The following is an 18,810-nucleotide window of genomic DNA, read 5'->3' as shown; positions in this document are numbered from 1 at the left end:
CGAGCGTCGGTGGTGCACCGTAGGCTTGAGCCCGTGAGCGTGTGGGACGAGCTGACCGGGCAGACGGAGGCCATCGAGGTGTTCCGTGCGGCCGCAGCATCCGCCGCCGCGCTCGACCCCGCCGACAACGCGATGACACACTCGTGGCTCATCACGGGTCCGCCCGGCAGCGGTCGCTCCAACCTGGCCTTCGCGTTCGCGACGGCTCTCCTGAGCACCGACCCCGATGGCGACGACGCGACCCGGCGGCAGGTCGAGGCCCGCTCGCACCCCGACCTCGCGGTGCTCACGACAGAGCGCGTCATCATCACGATCGATGAGGTGAGATCGCTCGTCTCGAGCTCGCAGTTCTCGCCCTCCGTCGCCCGCTACCGCGTCATGGTGATCGAGGATGCCGACCGCATGACGGAGCGCACCTCCAACCTGCTGCTCAAGGCGCTCGAGGAGCCCCCGCCGCGCACAGTGTGGATCCTCTGCGCGCCGAGTGAGGCCGACCTGATCCCCACGATCCGCTCGCGAGTGCGTTCGGTGCGGCTGCGCGTGCCGGCCGTCGCGGAGGTCGCGCGGCTCATCGAGCGGCGGGACGGCGTCGGCCCCGAGTTGGCCCTGCGCGCGGCGCGGGAGTCGCAGAGCCACATCGGCATGGCGCACCGGCTCGCGACCAACGATGATGCGCGCCGCCGTCGTGAGCAGACTCTGCGGACGGCCCTCGGCATCCGCACCGTGACGGACGCCGTGCTGGCCGCCGCGACGTTGCTCGAGCTCGCGGGCGAGGATGCGAAGGCGATCACCGAGCAGCGCGACGCTGAGGAGCGGGAGCAGGCGCTGCGCTCGCTCGGCGTCGATGCGGGTGGCACGATCCCGCCGGCGCTGCGCTCGCAGCTCAAGGCGCTCGAGGAGGACCAGAAGCGCCGTGCCACGCGGTCGCTGCGCGATGGCATCGACCGCATCATGGTCGACCTGCAGTCGCTCTACCGCGACGTGCTGCTCGTGCAGCTGGGCGCATCGGTCGACCTCGTCAACCTGAGCCTCGACGAGGAGCTGCGCCGTGCCGCCGCCTCGAGCAGGCCTGAACACACCCTCGCTGTGCTCGACGCCATCGCGACCGCGCGGCGCCGCATCGAGGGCAACGTGGCGCCGGCGCTCGCCCTGGAGGCCATGCTCGTCGCCGTGACCAAGGGAGAACCCGCGTGAACCGTATCCGCCTCGCTGCCGTCTCAATCGTCGCGGCGTCGTCACTCGCGCTCTCCGGGTGCTTCCTCGCCTCAGGGGTTCCCGAGACGGAGTCGACGCCGACGGGGGAGAAGGTCGCGCCGGAGCTCCAGGAGTACTACGACCAGGTGCTCGAATGGTCCGGATGCGACGGCGGCTTCCAGTGCGCGACCGCCGAGGTCCCCCTCGACTGGGAGAACCCGGGGGCCGAGTCCATCGAGATCGCCCTCATCCGCCTGCCCGCTGCGGGGGAGTCGATGGGGTCGCTGCTCGTCAATCCGGGCGGCCCCGGCGCGTCGGGCGTGGACCAGGTGCGCCAGGGCGTCGACTATGCGACATCCGATCGCCTGCGTCAGCACTACGACATCGTCGGCTTCGACCCGCGCGGTGTTGGGGCGTCGTCGGCGGTCGACTGCTACGACGATCCCGATGAGCTCACGCAGTTCATCTACGAGATCGTGCCCTACGAGGCAGGGTCGGAGGAGTGGATCGACGCGATCGAGGAGAGCAATGCGGAGTTCGGGGCGGCGTGCCTCGAGCACACGGGTGAGCTCCTCGGCCACGTCGACACGGTGAGTGCGGCGCGGGACATGGACGTGCTTCGCGCCGCCCTGGGCGACGAGCGGCTCAACTTCCTCGGCTACTCCTACGGCACCCTGCTCGGCGCCACCTATGCCGGGCTGTATCCCGAGAAGACAGGGCACCTGGTGCTCGACGGCGCGATCGACCCGGCGACGACCGACTTCGAGGTGACGGCCTCGCAGGCGCAGGGGTTCGAGAGCGCCATGCGCGCGTACCTCGCCGACTGCCTCACGGGGCCCGAGTGCCCCTTCTCGGCAGACACGGTCGAGGGGGGCATGGCAGAGCTCGCGGCGCTATTCGACCGGCTCGAGCAGAGCCCTCTCCGCGCGGAGGACGGGCGGATGCTGGGCAGCAGCGCCATGTTCACGGCCGTCATCTTCCCGCTCTACTCGGCCGACACGTGGGGCTACCTGTCGCAGCTGATCGCGGACGTGAAGAGTGGGGGTGCCGAGATCGCCTTCGCGCTCGCTGACGCCTACTACAGCCGGAATGAGGATGGGACGTTCGCCGACAACTCGACGGAGGCGTTCATCGCCATCAACTGCCTGGACTATGCCTCGACGAGCACGCGGGAGACCCTCGAGGAGGAGGCGGCGGAGCTCGCTCGCTTGGCCCCCGTCTTCGGCCCGCTCATGTCTTACGGCGGCACGTCGTGCGACGACTGGCCCTTCGCGCCGACGCGGGACCGGCAGCCCATCGTGGCGGAGGGGTCGGCGCCCATCCTCGTCATCGGCACGACCAACGACCCGGCGACCCCCTACCACTGGGCTGTCGCTCTGGCCGAGCAGCTGGCGAACGGGCAGCTCGTGACCTACGAGGGTGAGGGGCACACGGCCTACAACAAGTCGAACCAGTGTGTGAACGACGCGGTCGACGACTTCTTCATCGAGGATGTGGTGCCGGAGACCGATCCGCTCTGCTGATCTCCCTAAGCTGCGCGTGATGCTGGTTTGCTGCACTTTTGCATCAATGCAAGAATGGGCGGCATGACGATCCACGCCGAGCCGGGGCTGCGTGAGCGAAAGCGTCGCGCGACGCGCCTCGCCATCCAGCGCGCCGCTGTTGAACTGGTGCTCGAGGAGGGGCTGGGTGTGACGGTCGAGGAGATCAGTCGCCGCGCCGAGGTCTCGCCCCGCACGTTCTTCAACTACTTCCCCACAAAGGAGGATGCACTCCTCGGGTCGATGCCGCCGCTGCCTCTCGGCGAGGAGCGCGAGCGTTTCGTCTCTGCCGGCCCCGACGCCGACATCGTCGACGGGCTCACTGAGATGCTGGCGGCCCTGCCTGACGAAGACGTCGGCGAGACCGAGGTCTACCTGCTGCGCCGCCGCATGATCGCCGCGCATCCGGAGTTGGCGGCCCGTCGACTGTTGACGACCCGTTCCATGGAGTCGCAGCTGCTCGAGATCGTCGAGGAGCGCCTCGTCAACGATTCGAGGGTGGTGGGGGCGGATGCCGCGACCGCTCCCATGCGCGCACGGCTGATCGCCTTCACAGCCTTCGCCGTGCTGCGTAGCGCCTGGATGTCGTGGGTCGACCGGGAGGGCGCTGTGCCGATCGGAGGCTGCATTCGCGACTCCTTCGCGGAGGCCCGCTCGCTTTTTGCGCGCTCCTAGCCGGGCGCCGCTCGTGTACGCAGCACCCTTCGGAATCGGGTAAGCTTGCATGCTGTGCGCACGAGCCAGCTCGTCGCCCGCCGCCTTAGCTCAGTCGGTAGAGCATCTCACTCGTAATGAGAAGGTCGTCAGTTCGATTCTGACAGGCGGCTCCACTTTCCCCTCCTGACCTTCGTCCAATACCGGCGTCGGCATTGTTCTCCACGGCTGGCAGAAGGCTTCGAATCCCTGCCGTCGTGCAATGCGGTGGTTATACGCTGGCCGCCACACGACGAAGGAGCCACGCGAGATGTCTGATTCGAGAAACCCCGACGTCCCCGAGAACGACGAGGACGGCACCACGAAGCCGGGCGGCGAGGGCAAGGACGGCACGATACCGAACAACCCCGAAGGTGTCGCCGCAGGCTACACGGGCGAAGAGTCGACTTTTGAGCCCGAAGAGGATGAGGGCTGAACCTCAACCGCCAAGCGCGGCGACGGTGTGATGAGAACCTCGGGCACGCGCGGGAGAAATTGGACTCTCCCGCGCAGTAGTCGCTAGCGTGGAGATCATGCACACGTCGCCGTTGCAGACCCGGACGCACGCGACAGACGGAACCGCGATCATCGCTGCTCTCCTCGCTGCAGGGTCACTCTTCGTTCTCAGCTTCCTTCCACTCCTCAGCGGATTCCTTGGCGCGCTCGCGCTCGCCGCGGCCCTCGTCTCGCGACGTCGGCTTCGGGCCGAGCCCGCGCTGCGCGGTGCGGGGCTCTCTCTCGCGGCCTTCATGGTCGGCGCTTTCGCCGCCGTCATGACCGTCGCCGCCTATGGCGTGCCGCTGCTGGTGGGGCAGCTCTTCTCGCTCGCGTAGCCCCCTCTTCGAGGGCCAGCGCAGAGCCTCGGTATATCGCTAGCGTTACTGGTGCCCGTACCCGACCGGCATCACCCACACCCGAGGCTTTCCCTTGTATTCACGCGCGCGCACGTCATCCCTGTCGTCTTCGAACCTTTTTGCCCGGGGGAGGAGAGTGACTGCCGCCATAGCGGCGCTTGTGCTCGCGGCATCCGGCGTCGCCCTGGCGCCTATCCGCGCCTCGGCCGTGGTCGTCAATGGGCAGCCGGTCATCATCGATGGCTTCGACGGCACGGTGCACGGCACCCGCGTCGTCACAGGTCTCCCTGGGGCCAATTCGACGACGTCGTCGGGCACCTTCAGTGAGTCGAACGGCGCTGCCTTCATCACGGCGAACGGCAATGGTAATGGCGTCGGGGGAGTGCGGCTCAGCTACTCCTTCCCGCAGAGTGACCTCACGGCGGGCGGCAACAACACCCAGCTCTTCTTCGAGTTCGACAACATCTCGCGCACGCCTGTGCAGATGGACGGCGAGACGGCGATGTCGGTCACCGCCAGCATCACGGATGCGAACGGCGTCACGGGCACCTACAACACGGGCATCGCCAACACGAGCGCCTTCAACGTCGTCTTGAACTTCCGCTGCGTCGACGGACCGCCGTGCTTCGAGCCGCAGCCGGACTTCACGCGCGTCACGGCGCTCAGCGTCATGATCATGTACCCGCAGAGTCACGATCCGGTGGGTTCCCTCTCGACCGTGCTCAAGGTCATTCGTGCGACGCCGACGGGCGGGGCGGCTCCTGCGGCGCCGTCTCCCGTCATCACGACCCCGAGCACGAGCATCATGTCGGAGGGCGAGCGTTCCATCGACTACACGATCCACTTCGCCTCGGAGGGCCGCGTCGTCGCGGCGAGCGGCTTCGACCCGAGCGATCTCACCCTGGCCGGGAGCACGGCCGAGGGCGCGGTCATCTCGAACTTCCAACAGTCCGGCAACACCTACACGGTGACGGTCGGCCCTCTCACCGATTCGGGCATCGTGCAGCTGGGGGTTGGCGCCGGTGTCTTCATCGACGGCTGGGGGCAGGAGAGCAGGGCCGGTTATGCGCGCACCGTGACCTACACCCGCGCGGTTCCGCCCGTCATAACTGAGCTTCCGGATGCCTCGTACCACGTGGGCACGGCAGCGTCGAGCTCAGCGACCGCAACGGGCGTGCCGACTCCCACCTTCACGGCACACAACCTGCCCTCTGGGCTCACAATGTCGAGCGCCGGTGTCATCTCGGGAACGCCGGCGGCGGGCACGGGCGGCCTCTACGGCGTCACCCTGCGGGCCAGCAACGTGGCCGGGCAGGTGGCAAGCTCCTTCACCTTGACCGTCACGGAGGCGCCGACGCTGGGCGTCACGGGCACGCCCTCCTTCACGATCGGTAGCGAGGGCAGCGCCGCGCTCGCGGTGGGGGGCTACCCTGCGCCGACCGTGACGCTGACGGATGGCGAGCTCCCGTCGGGACTGACACTCTCCTCGGCAGGCGTGCTCTCCGGCACGCCGACCTCCGGGGCTGGGGCGCACACCGTCACGGTCGCCGCGAGCAACGCCCACGGCACCACAAGCATGGCCCTGTCGTTCGTTGTGACCGTCGCGCCCAGCTTCACGAGTGAGAACGAGGTTGAGCTGGTCGTCGGCGAGCCGGTGGACTTCACCGCGACCGCCGCGGGATACCCCGTCGCATCCTTCACCGCGCTCGATCCGCTGCCGACTGGCATCAGCATCGGCTCCGACGGCACCCTTTCGGGCACCCCTGCCGCGGGGACGGGTGGCGAGCACACCGTGCGCCTGCGCGCCCAGAACTCGGCCGGCTCCACTGAGCAGACGTTCACGCTCGTGATCGGTGAGGCGCCTTCGCTTACGGCGCCCACGGCGACGACCTTCACGGTGGGCAGCGCCGGGAGCGCCTCGCTCGTGCTGGGCGGCTTCCCCGCGCCGAGCGTCACGGTCACGGAGGGCACACTGCCGGCGGGGCTCACGCTGTCGTCCGCGGGCGTGCTGTCGGGCACGCCGACCGCGGGAGCGGGCGCCCACGAGCTCACGGTGACGGCGACGAATGCTCACGGCAGCGCCAGCGCAACCCTCTCCTTCGAGGTGCTGCTCTCGCCGATCTTCACGAGCACAGACGAGTGGACGACTCGGGTGGGCACGAATGCCGACCTGAGGGCCACCGCCATCGGCTACCCAGCGCCCACCTTCTCTCTTGCGACCCCGCTCCCCTCGGGGCTCACGCTCGCTGCGGACGGCAGCATCTCGGGGAGCCCCGCGCCGGGCACGGGGGGTGAGTACAGCATCCGTATCGACGCGACGAATAGTGCGGGAACGTCGCAGCAGCTGATCAGTCTCACGGTCGAGGAAGCCCCCACCGTCACGGCACCCGCGACGCTCGACGCCTACGAGGGCGACGCTCTGGTCGGGGGTGCATTCACGATCACCTCGACCGGGTACCCGGCCCCGAGCTTCGCGCTGCAGAACGGCAGCACGCTGCCGAGTGGTCTCGCACTCGTCGACAACGGCGACGGCACGGCGACCATCACGGGAGCCCCTGCGACGGGAAGCCACGGCGTCCACGAGGTCACCATCGTCGCGACGAGCCCCGTGGCAGAACTCGCCCCCGCCACGGCGGACCTGTCCGTCATCGTCGGGGCGGCCCCCGTCGTCTCCGAGCCTTCCGCCCAGACCTTCCGTCTCGGCGTGCCCGTAGACCTCCAGCTCGAGGCATCCGGCCATCCGGCCCCGGTCTTCGCGGCCGGGACGATCGTGCAGGGTGTCTCGGTGGATGCCGCCGGCCGCATCACGGGGACCCCGACTCAGACCGGCGTCACGCCCGTGACCGTCGGGGCCACCAACGAGTGGGGCGCCGACACGGCCGGCTTCACCGTGACGGTGACGGATGCCCCTGCCGTGACAAGCGCGCCGAGTGCAACATTCGCGGCGGGCGAGCCGGGTTCGGCGAGCATCTCGACGGCAGGCTTCCCGGCACCCGGCCTCTCGGTCGAGGGGACACTCCCCGACGGGGTCACCTTCGTCGACAACGGAGACGGGACCGCGACCCTGCAGGGGACTGCGGCGGCCGGCACGGGCGGTACGCACGAGTTCTCGATCGTCGCGAGCAACGCGCTGGGCGAATCGCGGCAGGAGTTCACCCTGACGGTCACGGAGGCGCCTGTCATCACGACGGGCGGCACGGGTCCTGTGCGGCTCCAGGTTGACGGTTCGGGGTCGCTCTCCCTCGCGGGGGCGGGCTTCCCGGCCCCCGTGTTCTCGCTCGTCGGCGGAGGGCTGCCTGCTGGCATGAGCCTGAGCTCCGAGGGGCATCTGGAGGGTGCACCCCTGCCCGGCTCGGGCGGTGTCTACACGATGACGGTCGAGGCGACGAACGCCTTCGGCACGCAGACGCTGTCGGTCGAGTTGATGGTCAACGAGGACGCGAGCTTCACCTCTCCCGCCGAGTCGGAGGTGACGGCGGGCGCGCCCGTGTCGATCACGATCTCGACCCTCGGCTACCCGGCTCCTTCGCTCGCGGTCATCGTCGGGTCGCTGCCGGAGGGGCTCCTGCTGATCGACAACGGTGACGGTACGGCCACGATCTCGGGCACCCCGGCTCGGGGCGCGGGCGGCGTCTACACGGTCGTCCTGGGCGCTGTGCAGCCGGCCCCGGCATCCTTCGCCGGGACGGCGCTGGCGGCGATCGCGAAGGCTCCGGCTCAGCAGACGCTGACGTTCACGGTGCTCGAGGCCCCCGGCGTGGCATCCGCAATGCGTCTCTCGGCGACGGAGGGGGAGCGGGTGTCGCTCACGGTCGATGCGATCGGCTACCCCGTCCCGACGCTCGCACTCGCAGGCCTGCCGGCTGGACTGTCGTTCGTCGATAACGGTGACGGCACGGGCACGATCTCGGGCACGCCGACGACGTCGGGCACGTTCGCGCTTCCGCTGAGTGCGTCCAACGCCCTCGGCAGCGATTCGAGCACTGTCACGCTCACTGTTGCGGCTGCGGCGGCTGGCGGCGCGCTCGTCGTAACGGGGGCGGATGCTTCGCCTCTCGCCGCGGTGGCTGTCGGGCTGCTTCTGCTGGGCACCCTGGCCTTCTGGGTGGCGCGGGCCCGCCGTCGCTCACGGCCGTCCGTGGCGTAGTCGCCCGACGTTCTCCGACGCCCCCTGTCGGCAATTTGGGGGACAAACTGGGGGGCTCTTTCGGCACGCCGCCTAGCCTCGTTAGTCATTCTGTACCCCGAATCTGCCCCAATATAGGGCACATTCCCGCTTCTTGTACCCCGATTCTCTTGAGTCGTACCCCGGGTCGACCTAGAGTCGAGCCAGCGCCGCAGGGCGCTAGTGGGGTACACGGGACCGTGAGGGGACGGGAACATGAAGCGATCCGCGACTCTCGTCGCCGCCTTCAGCGTCATCCTGACCGTCGCGCTTCCCTTCGTGGGAGGCAGCGGCCCCTCGATCTTCTCCGCCACCCGTGCAGAGGCGGGCGTCGTGCAGGTCCCGACCTTCGCGACCGACCCGGCCACCGCCCAGGCCCTTGCAGAGTCGGGCGAGGGTGTCGGCGCTGGGGGAGCCGTGACATCCGCCCGCCCCGCCGCCGAGCTCACGGCTGATTCCGAGCACCTCGCCCAGCGCCCCCTGCCTGAGATCGAGGCCGCGGCGGAGCAGCGGCGCAACGCCATCGAGGAGGTCGGGCTCGCCTGCCCGACGGCTGCCGAAGGGACGCACGCGACGGCCCCCGGCAGAAGCGCAGCCGGCGGCGTCATCACGGGGACCACGACAAGCGACCTTGCCACCTTCGCCGAGCGCTACAACGCAATCCGCGTCGCCAACTGCCTCCAGCCCGTGCCAGCCGCCAACTTCCGCTACGACTCCTGCATGGAGGACCGCCTCATCTGGATGGCCGAGGACCCGAGCGACGACCCGCTGAGCGCGTGGGGCCACCTGGGCTCCGTGCGCAGCGACGGCGTTCCGAGCGTCGGCTGCGACGGCAACCTTGCGGGCGGTAGCGGTGACACGGGCTCATCCGTCGCCGACAAATGGTGGGAGTCCTCAGCGCACCGGGAGTCCCTCTACAAGCCGGATTACCCGGGTGCCGTCGCGGGCGTGTGCGTCTACTTCGCCGCGACGCACGGCGGTGTCGGCACGACCTTCAACGAGGCGCCGAACTTCGTCCGCGCGGCCGCGCGCTGGGCCAGCTGCTGAACCTCGCCGCTCCCCAGTACTAGCCTTGCCCGTGTGCTCCCACCGGGGGGCGGAATGGGAGTGGCCATGGCACTGCGCTGGGGAATCCTCGGACCGGGCGGCATCGCGAGGGCGCAGACGCGCGACCTCCTCGCCAACGGCTTCACCGTGACGGCGGTCGGTTCCCGTCGGCAGGAGTCTGCCCGGGCGTTCGCCGAGGAGTTCGGAATCCCGACAGCGCACGGCTCCTATGAGGCTCTCGTCGCGGATCCCGACGTCGACGTCATCTACGTCGCCACGCCGCATCCGTTCCACGTCTCGGGGGCACTGCTCGCACTCGACGCGGGCAAGCACGTGCTCCTCGAGAAGCCCTTCACTGTGACGGCGGCGGATGCTCGTGCCGTCGTCGATCGCGCTAGGGAACGGGGCCTCGTCGTGCTGGAGGCCATGTGGACGCGGTTCCTGCCCCACATGGTGCGCATCCGCGAGATCATCGCCTCGGGTGAGCTCGGTGAGGTCGTCACGCTGCTCGCGGATCACACCCAGCTGCTGCCCTCCGACCCGAGCCACCGACTGCAGGACCCGGCACTCGGCGGCGGCGCCCTCCTCGATCTGGGTATCTATCCCGTGTCCTTCGCCCACGATCTCTTCGGCGCGCCGAGCGGAATCCACGCGAGCGCGACCTTCACGGCGACGGGCGTGGACCGGCAGACGGCCATCATTCTCGAGTTCGGGGGCGACCGCCGTGCGGTGCTGCAGACGGCGCTCGACACGCTCGGCCCCAACCGGGCGAGCGTCATCGGCACCCTCGGGCGCATCGAGATCGAGTCGGTCTGGTACACACCGAGCGCCTTCACGCGCTACGACTCGACGGGCGCGATCGTCGAGCGGCATGAGGCGGGGCAGGGTGACACCTCGGCCGAGGGCAGCCGCGGAATGCAGTGGCAGGCGTGGGAGATGGAGCGTCTCGTCAGCGAGGGTCGGAGCGAGTCCGAGATCATTTCGCCCGAGGAGTCCGTCAACATCATGCAGACGCTGGATGCGATCCGCGAGCGTATCGGGCTCGTCTATCCGATGGATGCCCGCGACTAGATCCGTTCACGCTCAGCGGAGGTGGCCCACTACTATGAGCGGGTGAATTCGCAGGAGACCCCCTCGCAGCCCGGCGGGGCCGATGCGACGGGTTCTGCCCGCTCGCGCGTCTCCGAATGGCTCGTTTCGCGTCCCCGTGCCGTACTCGTCGCTGGCGCCGTGCTCGTCGTCGCCGCACTGGGGGCGGGGGCCGTGGCGGCGGGGGCTTCGGCCAGTCGGGGGCCGGTGGCATCCGTCACGGCCGCTACCGCCGAGGAGCTGGAGCCCCGTATCGTGCCCGAGGTGGCGGCCGCGCCTGCCCGTGCGCGCAGCTGCGTCGTCGACGCGAGCGATCCGGCCTTCGCGGAGCTCTCGGCATCGGTCGTCAATGTCGCGACGGGGGAGCAGCTCTACGCCCGTGGCGGTGCAGACAAGCCGGTGTCGGCGCTGAGCCTGCACAAGCTCATGACCGCCGCCGTGGCCCTGCACGTGCTGGGGCCCGAGACGCGCATCCCGACCCGCGTATACGAGGGCAGCGTCGCCGGAACGATCGTCCTCCAGGCCGGCGGCGATGCGACGCTGAGCGCCGTGCCTGCCGGGGCCGAGAGCGTGTATCCCGGCGCTCCCAAGCTGAGCGACCTCGCCGCCCAGACGAAGGCATCCCTCGACCGGCTCTACCCGGGCGAGTCCGGCGACGACGACGATGATGGCGCCCGGCGCAGCGACGACGGCGACGACACGGATGATGCGTGGTTCTGGAACCCCTTCGCTCGCGGCGACTCGGGGCCCGACTGGGAGATCACGGAGGTCGTCGTGGACACGCGCCTGTGGGGCGCCAGCGACGCCTGGGACCCGGCATGGCCCGCCGAGGAGCGAACAACGGGGACGCAGGCGCGGATCGTTCCGCTCATGGTCGATGGGGATCGCCAGGACGCGACCCTCGTGACGAGTCCGCGCAGCGAGGATCCTGCGGGCGCCGCGACGGCGGCATTCGTCACGGCCCTAGACCTGCCCTCAGCGCCGCGCGTCACTCAGGGGTCAGCCATCACCGATCGGCCCCTCCTGGCCGAGGTCTACTCGCAGCCCGTCTCGGTGCTCGTGCAGCAGATGCTTCATCTGAATGACCACACGCTCGCCGACATGCTGGCGCGGCTCTCGTCGGCGCGCGTCGGCAACGACGGCTCCGCGGCATCCCTCCAGCAGCTGTATGAGTCGGTGCTCAGTCAGTACGGCATTCCCGCATCGGGCATCGTCGCGGCCGACGGCTCGGGCCTCAACCCCGCCTCGGCGGTCGCCCCCGAGTACGTCGCTCGGCTTCTCTCGGTCGCGGTCAGCGGGGATGCCACGCTGCGCTACATCCACCTGGGGCTCCCGGTCGCGGGCGTCTCGGGTCCGCTCCTGCACCGCTTCAGCGGCGATTTCGCGACGGTGCACTCCGTTTTCGGCGGGATCGGTGCTGCGGGGGAGTCGGCGACGTCGCTCGGTGGCCTGCTGACGGCCGCCGACGGCACCATCCTCGCGCTCTCGCTGCAGTCGATAGGGGATGTCACGAGCGCGACGGGTCTCGCCCTGGAGTCTTTCGTCGTTGCCGCCCACGCCTGCGGCGACAACCTCGCGGCAGGCAAGGCGCCGTCGGGAGGCTGAGTCCGCTCCCAATAGGATGGTGTCATGGCTCGCGCACTGTTCATTATCGACGTGCAGAACGACTTCACCGAGGGTGGGGCGCTCGGCGTCGAGGGCGGTGCCGCCGTCGCTGCCGGCATCTCGCATCACCTCGCCGAGAATCCCGGGCGCTACGACGAGGTATTCGCCTCGCGCGATTGGCATGACGCCGCCGGCGACAACGGCGGCCACTTTGCGACGGATGCTTCGCCCGACTTCGTGACGACCTGGCCGGTTCACTGCGTGGCCGATACGCGGGGTGCTGAGTACCACCCGCAGCTCGACACGACACCGGTCACCGTGCACGTGCGCAAGGGGCAGGGAGTGCCGGCCTACTCGATCTTCGAGGGGACGACGGATGCGGGCGAGACGGTGCCCGAGGCGCTCGCCGCCCGTGACGTGACCGAGGTCGACGTCGTGGGCATCGCAACCGACTACTGCGTGCTCGCTTCGGCGAAGGACGCGGTCGGGGCAGGGTTGCGTGTGCGCGTGCTCACGGATCTTGTCGCCGGCGTCGCCCCCGAGTCGAGCGCGGCAGCACTGGCCGCCCTCGAGCAGCTGGGAGTCGAGGTGCGCGCTTCCTGACCCGGCCGCACCACCGAGTTTCGGTGGCCGAGTTCCACCCACGCTTCACAGACGTCGACGATGGCGTCGGAAAGGATCCACGACCGATGGACAAGACCTGCGCCTCCGCAGCGGAGGCCGTTTCCCGCATCACGGAGGGCTCCTCGCTCGCCGTGGGTGGCTTTGGACTCAGCGGAGTACCCATGGCTCTCATCACGGCACTGCGCGACCAGGGCACCGGCGGCCTCGAGGTCGTCTCCAACAACTGCGGCGTTGATGGCTGGGGCCTTGGCGAGCTGCTCAGCAACAAGCGCATCCGCCGCGTAATCGCCTCCTACATTGGCGAGAACAAGGAGTTCGGCCGCCAGTATCTGAGCGGCGAGATCGAGGTCGAGTTGACGCCGCAGGGCACGCTCGCCGAGCGGCTGCGTGCGGGCGGCGCGGGCATTCCCGCCTTCTTCACGGCGACGGGAGTCGGCACGGCCGTCTCCGAGGGAGGCCTGCCCTGGCTCTATGACAGCGAGGGCAACGTCATCAAGAAGTCACCCCCCAAGGAGACCCGGATGCTCGATTCGCTCGGCACCGAGCGGGAGTATGTGCTCGAGCAGGGCATCCGCACCGACTTCGCTCTCGTGCGCGCCGCCAAGGGCGACCGGCACGGCAATCTCGTCTTCGAGAAGTCGACCCGCAACTTCAACCCGCTCGCCGCGATGTCGGGCCGCTTCACGATCGCCGAGGTCGATGAGCTCGTCGAGCCGGGTGACATCGACCCCGATGACGTGCACCTCTCCGGCATCTTCGTGGACCTTGTGGTGCCGCTCACCCCCGAGCAGGCGAACGACCTGCCCATCGAGAAGGTCACCGTGCGCGACCGCCAGGAGGAGAACTGAAATGGCCCTGACTCGTGACCAGATGGCGGCACGCGCCGCGCAGGAGCTCGCCGATGGCTCGTACGTCAACCTCGGCATCGGGCTCCCGACGATGATCCCGAACCACATTCCCGCCGACAAGACGATCGTGCTCCACTCGGAGAACGGCATCCTCGGCGTCGGCCCGTACCCGTGGCGCGGCGAGGAGGACCCGAAGCTCATCAACGCGGGCAAGGAGACGGTGACGACTCTTCCCGGCGCATCCTTCTTCGATTCCGCCCAGAGCTTCGCAATGATCCGTGGCGGCGCCATCGCCTCCGCTGTGCTCGGTGCCATGCAGGTCTCCGAGAAGGGCGACATCGCCAACTGGGCAGTGCCCGGCAAGATGGTCAAGGGCATGGGCGGCGCGATGGACCTTGTCAACGGCGCCGACCGCGTCATCGTGCTCATGGAGCATGTGGCGAAGGACGGCAGCGCCAAGGTCGTGCGCGACTGCACCCTGCCGCTCACGGGTAAGGGTTCGGTCAACCGCATCATCACGGACCTCGCCGTCATCGACGTGACGGAGGAGGGCCTCGTGCTGCGCGAGCTCGCTCCCGGCGTGAGTGTCGAGGACGTCGTCGCCGCGACGGATGCTCCGCTCTCGGTTCCCCAGGAGCCGCGCGTCATGCTCGCTTCATAAACAGCGGTGATGGGGTTCATCACGAACCCCATCTTTGCTGATAGCCCCGCATCCGTCAGGATGGGATCGTCTGCACAGCGTCGTAAGGCAGATGAGATGGGGTGCCACAGCATGATCAACGTCGACCGCAACGACCCCGAGGGCACGATCGCGCGCATTGTCGCAGCCCACTCCAACGTGGGGCGCTGGGGCGAGGACGACGTGCTGGGCACGGTCAACTTCGTCGATGACGCGATGCGGGCGGATGCCGCGGGCCTCATCCGGCGCGGCGTCACCTTCTCCCTCTCTCAGAGCTTCGACATGGACGGCCCGCAGAAGGGCTGGCGTCGCCGCACGAACCCCGTGCACACGATGCTCGACACGGGCACGGATGCGGCCCTCGGCAATCAGGGCTTTCCCCACGGCATCGGGGGCGCCGACGACGTCATCGCAATGCCCCTGCAGTGTTCAACCCAGTGGGACGGCCTCGGCCACATCTTCGACCACGGGATGGCGTGGAACGGGCGTAAGGCCGAGGAGGTCGTCACAAGCGACGGTGACCTCGTCACGGGCATCCAGCACATGGCTGATCGCCTCGCCGGGCGCGGCGTGCTTCTCGACGTCGCGCGGCACCTCGCTGGGCCCGGCGGCGAGCTCGAGGACGGCTTTGCCATCACCGCCGAGCACCTGACGGCGACGGCGGAGGCCCAGGGCGCGAGCGTCGGCCGCGGTGACTTCGTGCTCGTGCGCACCGGCCGGCTTGCGCGTGCCAAGCGCGAGGGCTGGGGCGAGTACGCGGGCGGCCCCTCCGCGGGCCTCTCCCTCACGACGGCCGAATGGCTTCACGGCACCGAGATCGCTGCGATCGCAACAGACACCTGGGGCTTCGAGGTGCGACCCAACGAGTTCGACGTGCCCGCCTTCCAGCCCCTCCACCAGGTCGTGATCCCCCACCTGGGTCTCACGATCGGCGAGATGTGGGATCTTGAGGCCCTCGCCGACGACTGCGCCGCCGACGGGCGCTACGAGTTCTTCCTTGCGGCTCCGCCGCTGCCCATCACCGGCGCCGTGGGTTCACCGGTGAACCCGCTCGCATTCAAATAGAAAGGCCACAGCCATGACCGCAGTTACTCGAGTCGCCATCGCGGGAGGTGGCGTCGCCGGCGCGACGGCCGCCATCCTCCTCGCCGAGCAGGGCGTGCATGTCGACCTCTTCGAGAGCAAGGACGACATCTCCGCGCTCGGTTCCGGCATCACCCTTCAGGGCAACGCTCTCCGCGTTTTCGACCGCCTCGGCATCTGGGAGAAGGTCAAGGAGTCCGGCTACGCCTTCAATGTGCTCGGCATTAGGGCTCCCGGTCCCGAGGCGCCGATCGTCGCCCAGATTCCCGACGCTCCCATGGGCGGCCCCGACTACCCGGCGACCGTGGGCATGTACCGGCCGGATCTTGCGAAGTTCCTCATCGAGCGTGCACAGGAGGTCGGCGCGAATGTCCACTTCGGCACCACTGTCGCATCCTTCACGAGCGACGACGAGGGCGTCGATGTGACGCTCGGCGATGGCTCCACCGCCCGCTACGACCTGCTTGTCGGCGCAGACGGCCTCAATAGCGGCATCCGTGCTCTCATGGGCATCGAGACGAAACCCGAGCGCACGGGTATGGGCATCTGGCGCGCCTTTGTCAAGAAGCCTGCGGATGTCACGAACACCGACCTCATCTACGGTGGTCCCGTCTACATCGCCGGGTACTGCCCGACGAGCGAGGACATGATGTACGCCTACGTCGTCGAGGACTACACGGACCGCTTCGGGCTCTCCCCGCAGGAGGGCGTCGAGGTCATGCGCGGCATCGCCGCGCAGTACGGCGGCCCCTGGAAGGAGATCGTGCAGGAGCTCACCCCTGAGAACGCGAGCCACGTCAACTACACGGCCTTCACGGCGCACCTCGTCGAGGAGCCGTGGAACCGCGGCCGCGTCGTCATCATCGGCGACGCCGCTCACAGCTGCCCGCCCACCGTCGCGCAGGGCGCGGCGCAGGGCGCGGAGGATGGCCTCGTGCTCGCCGACGTGCTTACGAAGCACGACACCGTGAGCCAGGCGATGTGGGACGAGTTCCACGAGCGGCGTATTCCGCGCGCAACGAAGATCGTCGAGGCTTCCGTGCAGCTCGGCAAGTGGCAGCTGGAGCACAACCGCGACGCCGACGTGCCGGGCCTCATGCGTTCGGTCGCTGAGACCGTGATCCCGGCTCCCTAAGGCCGAGTGACGAATGCGCATCGCACGCTGGACAGGTGACACCGGCGATCACGAGGGGATCGTCGTCGATGGGAGCGTCATTCCCTTCCTCGACGGCACACGGGTGTCGGAAGTGCTGGCCGGCGGTCTCGCCGCAGCGCTCGAACTTGGGGCGCGAACGGCCGAGGCGCGACTCGGCGCGCTCCCTCTCGCCGAGGTGACGCTGCGCGCGCCCCTCGACCCGGTAACCGTGCGCGACTTCGTCGCCTTCGAGGAGCACGTCGAGGGCGTCGTGAAGTCGGTTGACAACTCGGAGGGCGTCGTGCCCGAGTGGTACGAGTACCCGACGTTCTACTTCACCAACCCCCACATGATCACGGCGACGGGGGAGACCGTCACGCCCCCGCTCTCGCAGCGGCTCGACTTCGAGCTGGAGCTCGGCGCCGTCATAGGCGGGGTCGAGGGCAGCGACGGCCGCAACCTCTCGCCGGAGGGCGCGCATCCGCACATCTTCGGCTACACGATCTTCAACGACTGGTCAGCCCGCGATGTGCAGGCGCGCGAGATGAAGGTGCGCCTGGGGCCGTGCAAGGGCAAGGACTTCGCAACCACGCTCGGGCCCTGGATCGTCACGGCCGATGAGTTCGAGGAGCTGCACGACGACGAGGGCTTCCTCCCCATCGTCATGAGCGTCGAGGTCAACGGGGTCGAGGTGGGTCGCGACCTGTTCTCCAACATGGGATGGCCTTTCGCTGAACTGGTCGCCTACGCGTCGCGCAATTCGCGCGTCGTGCCCGGTGACGTGCTCGGCTCCGGCACGGTGGGCCGCGGATGCCTCGCCGAACTGTGGGGCCGTGGCAGCGAGTTGCCCCCGCTCCAGCCCGGCGACGAGGTCATCATGCGCGTCGAGCGTATCGGGGAGATCCGCAACGTCGTGGGCGAGCCGGTTGAGGTGCCGCACATCCCGGCGGCGCGCCAACGCTCGCGCGCCCGCTCCCGCTGACCCACGCCGACGCCCTCGACCGGGCGACGACGGGTAGATACAACAGCGCGGTGTTTTCTGCTCACCGCGCGATCTAAAAACACCGCGCTGAGCAGAAAACACCGCAGTGATGTGCGGCGGGGCGGTTCTCCGCCGGGCCGGTCTTTCGCCGGGCAGGTGCCCCGCGGCATCCGTCCCCTCGCGCGCAAAAGGGCCCGCCTCCGTGCCGGGAGGCGGGCCCTGGTCTTGCAGCGGCGGCGTCTAGCCGCGCCCCTGCTGTGCGTAGGGGTTCTTGATGAGCTCCTCCTCGGTGCCCTCGATGACGCCCTCCTCCGTCGCGGAGACGGCACCCTCGATGGGCGGGAACGACTCGGTCATCGACATCGGCATCGCGCCGTTGCGGTAGAGGTTGTTGGAGCCGGTGCTGGGCTTCCAGTCGTTGGGCTCCCAGTCGGGCACGTAGTTGCGGTACCCGCCCGTGTTGACCTCGATGCGCATGCCGCTGGGGTCGCGGAAGTAGAGGAAGCTCTGCTCGCCGACACCGTGGATGCTCGGGCCGTACTCGATGCCGGTGCCGCGCTCCATCATGATGTCGGCCACGCTGAGGAGGTCCTCGCGGGTGTCGACCCAGAACGCGTAGTGGTTCACGCGGCCCGAGGCCTTCGCGGAGTCGAGCACAACGCCGAGGTCGTGCGACTTCTCGTTCGTCGTGAGCACGCCGAACACCGTGACGGGGAAGTCGTCGAGCACCGTGTAGGCCATGATGCGGAAGCCGAAGGTCTTGCTGTACCACTCACAGAAGCCGCGGACGTCGGAGCTGGCGATCGTGACGTGGTCGAGGAATCGCGGCGAGGCGCCGACGTTGCTGCGGCGCGACGGGCGGTCGATGAAGACCGACTTCTCGCCCTCGGGGGCGACATAACGCTCCTGCTCCCAGTAGATCTCCATCGTGTGGCCGTAGGGCCCCGTGAAGCGGTAGCTGCGGCCGTGGTGCAGCTCGTTGTTGCGCCACTCACCCTGGATGCCCTGCGCCTCAATGTTGGCAACGGCCTCGTCGAGGGCTGCGTCGCTCGTCGTGCGCCACGCCATGACGGCGAGGGAGGGCTCGGGGCCTTCGCTGATCACGAGGCTGTACGTGTAGTAGTCACCCCAGCAGCGGAGGTAGGCCTTCCCGTCCTTGCGCTCGATCGTCTTCAGTCCGAGGTGCTCCTCGTAGAATGCGACCGAGGCCTCCACGTCGGGCGTGGTGATTTCAAGATGTCCGATGTGCGCGAGCAGATGTCCCATTGCCG

At 68.9% G+C, this 18,810-nt stretch carries 16 protein-coding genes and 1 tRNA gene; 16 read left to right on the top strand and 1 reads right to left on the bottom strand.

The window, feature by feature from the left end; all coding sequences use genetic code 11:
• The first annotated feature begins 33 nt into the window (after nucleotides 1-33).
• The 16 genes from OH146_RS05160 (at nucleotide 34) to OH146_RS05085 (ending at nucleotide 17,539) form a co-directional block, all read left to right on the top strand.
• Nucleotides 34-1,194, top strand: a complete 1,161-nt coding sequence (locus OH146_RS05160; RefSeq protein WP_265158051.1) for a DNA polymerase III subunit delta' — start codon at nucleotides 34-36, stop codon at nucleotides 1,192-1,194.
• The gene (locus tag OH146_RS05155) at nucleotides 1,191-2,717 is read left to right on the top strand and encodes an alpha/beta hydrolase (protein ID WP_265158049.1); all 1,527 of its coding nucleotides are present in this window, start codon (nucleotides 1,191-1,193) and stop codon (nucleotides 2,715-2,717) included. Before OH146_RS05160 ends, OH146_RS05155 begins: the two co-directional genes overlap by 4 nt.
• Nucleotides 2,718-2,780: 63 nt before the next feature.
• Nucleotides 2,781-3,410, top strand: coding sequence for a TetR/AcrR family transcriptional regulator (locus tag OH146_RS05150; RefSeq protein ID WP_265158048.1), 630 nt, complete (start codon nucleotides 2,781-2,783; stop codon nucleotides 3,408-3,410).
• A 79-nt stretch (nucleotides 3,411-3,489) separates the two neighbouring features.
• Nucleotides 3,490-3,565 (top strand) — tRNA-Thr (locus tag OH146_RS05145).
• Nucleotides 3,566-3,699: 134 nt separating this feature from the next.
• Nucleotides 3,700-3,864, top strand: coding sequence for a hypothetical protein (locus OH146_RS05140; RefSeq protein WP_265158046.1), 165 nt, complete (start codon nucleotides 3,700-3,702; stop codon nucleotides 3,862-3,864).
• Between the two features lie 97 nt (nucleotides 3,865-3,961).
• Entirely contained in the window at nucleotides 3,962-4,261 is a 300-nt protein-coding gene (locus tag OH146_RS05135; RefSeq protein WP_265158044.1) for a hypothetical protein, read from the top strand.
• A gap of 157 nt (nucleotides 4,262-4,418) precedes the next feature.
• Nucleotides 4,419-8,429: a beta strand repeat-containing protein gene (locus OH146_RS05130; RefSeq protein ID WP_265158042.1), complete on the top strand. Its 4,011-nt coding sequence runs from the start codon at nucleotides 4,419-4,421 to the stop codon at nucleotides 8,427-8,429.
• Between the two features lie 234 nt (nucleotides 8,430-8,663).
• A complete protein-coding gene (locus OH146_RS05125; RefSeq protein ID WP_265158040.1) occupies nucleotides 8,664-9,494 on the top strand; it encodes a hypothetical protein in 831 nt (276 codons plus the stop codon).
• 66 nt (nucleotides 9,495-9,560) lie between these two features.
• Entirely contained in the window at nucleotides 9,561-10,565 is a 1,005-nt protein-coding gene (locus OH146_RS05120; protein ID WP_265158038.1) for a Gfo/Idh/MocA family protein, read from the top strand.
• 42 nt (nucleotides 10,566-10,607) lie between these two features.
• Complete coding sequence (locus OH146_RS05115) at nucleotides 10,608-12,188, top strand: D-alanyl-D-alanine carboxypeptidase (protein ID WP_265158036.1); 1,581 nt, start codon at nucleotides 10,608-10,610, stop codon at nucleotides 12,186-12,188.
• A 24-nt stretch (nucleotides 12,189-12,212) separates the two neighbouring features.
• Complete coding sequence (locus OH146_RS05110) at nucleotides 12,213-12,791, top strand: isochorismatase family protein (protein ID WP_265158034.1); 579 nt, start codon at nucleotides 12,213-12,215, stop codon at nucleotides 12,789-12,791.
• A gap of 86 nt (nucleotides 12,792-12,877) precedes the next feature.
• Nucleotides 12,878-13,660, top strand: coding sequence for a CoA transferase subunit A (locus tag OH146_RS05105; RefSeq protein WP_265158032.1), 783 nt, complete (start codon nucleotides 12,878-12,880; stop codon nucleotides 13,658-13,660).
• Nucleotide 13,661: 1 nt separating this feature from the next.
• Nucleotides 13,662-14,321, top strand: coding sequence for a CoA transferase subunit B (locus OH146_RS05100; protein WP_265158030.1), 660 nt, complete (start codon nucleotides 13,662-13,664; stop codon nucleotides 14,319-14,321).
• 111 nt (nucleotides 14,322-14,432) lie between these two features.
• Entirely contained in the window at nucleotides 14,433-15,404 is a 972-nt protein-coding gene (locus OH146_RS05095; RefSeq protein WP_265158028.1) for a cyclase family protein, read from the top strand.
• 13 nt (nucleotides 15,405-15,417) lie between these two features.
• On the top strand, nucleotides 15,418-16,557 hold the full coding sequence (locus OH146_RS05090) for an FAD-dependent monooxygenase (protein ID WP_265158027.1): 1,140 nt from the start codon (nucleotides 15,418-15,420) through the stop codon (nucleotides 16,555-16,557).
• 13 nt (nucleotides 16,558-16,570) lie between these two features.
• Nucleotides 16,571-17,539: a fumarylacetoacetate hydrolase family protein gene (locus tag OH146_RS05085; RefSeq protein ID WP_265158025.1), complete on the top strand. Its 969-nt coding sequence runs from the start codon at nucleotides 16,571-16,573 to the stop codon at nucleotides 17,537-17,539.
• A 240-nt stretch (nucleotides 17,540-17,779) separates the two neighbouring features.
• Here OH146_RS05085 and OH146_RS05080 read toward each other — a convergent pair whose 3' ends face one another.
• Nucleotides 17,780-18,805 carry a VOC family protein gene (locus OH146_RS05080; protein ID WP_265158023.1) on the bottom strand — a complete coding sequence of 342 codons (1,026 nt, stop codon included), beginning with the start codon at nucleotides 18,803-18,805 and terminating at the stop codon, nucleotides 17,780-17,782.
• Nucleotides 18,806-18,810 lie beyond the last annotated feature (5 nt).

Source organism: Homoserinimonas sedimenticola (assembly GCF_026094475.1).
Classification (GTDB): domain Bacteria; phylum Actinomycetota; class Actinomycetes; order Actinomycetales; family Microbacteriaceae; genus Homoserinimonas; species Homoserinimonas sedimenticola.
The sequence above is the reverse complement of the archived record's forward strand: the minus strand, read 5'-3'. Positions and strand labels throughout refer to the sequence as shown.

Excerpts from the sequence above, each read along its gene's own strand:
- OH146_RS05105 (WP_265158032.1), top strand. The coding sequence starts at position 12,878 with ATGGACAAGACCTGCGCCTCCGCAGCGGAGGCCGTTTCCCGCATCACG.
- OH146_RS05080 (WP_265158023.1), bottom strand. The coding sequence starts at position 18,805 with ATGGGACATCTGCTCGCGCACATCGGACATCTTGAAATCACCACGCCC.
- OH146_RS05085 (WP_265158025.1), top strand. The coding sequence starts at position 16,571 with ATGCGCATCGCACGCTGGACAGGTGACACCGGCGATCACGAGGGGATC.
- OH146_RS05150 (WP_265158048.1), top strand. The coding sequence starts at position 2,781 with ATGACGATCCACGCCGAGCCGGGGCTGCGTGAGCGAAAGCGTCGCGCG.
- OH146_RS05090 (WP_265158027.1), top strand. The coding sequence starts at position 15,418 with ATGACCGCAGTTACTCGAGTCGCCATCGCGGGAGGTGGCGTCGCCGGC.
- OH146_RS05125 (WP_265158040.1), top strand. The coding sequence starts at position 8,664 with ATGAAGCGATCCGCGACTCTCGTCGCCGCCTTCAGCGTCATCCTGACC.
- OH146_RS05110 (WP_265158034.1), top strand. The coding sequence starts at position 12,213 with ATGGCTCGCGCACTGTTCATTATCGACGTGCAGAACGACTTCACCGAG.
- OH146_RS05100 (WP_265158030.1), top strand. The coding sequence starts at position 13,662 with ATGGCCCTGACTCGTGACCAGATGGCGGCACGCGCCGCGCAGGAGCTC.
- OH146_RS05095 (WP_265158028.1), top strand. The coding sequence starts at position 14,433 with ATGATCAACGTCGACCGCAACGACCCCGAGGGCACGATCGCGCGCATT.
- OH146_RS05120 (WP_265158038.1), top strand. The coding sequence starts at position 9,561 with ATGGCACTGCGCTGGGGAATCCTCGGACCGGGCGGCATCGCGAGGGCG.
- OH146_RS05135 (WP_265158044.1), top strand. The coding sequence starts at position 3,962 with ATGCACACGTCGCCGTTGCAGACCCGGACGCACGCGACAGACGGAACC.
- OH146_RS05140 (WP_265158046.1), top strand. The coding sequence starts at position 3,700 with ATGTCTGATTCGAGAAACCCCGACGTCCCCGAGAACGACGAGGACGGC.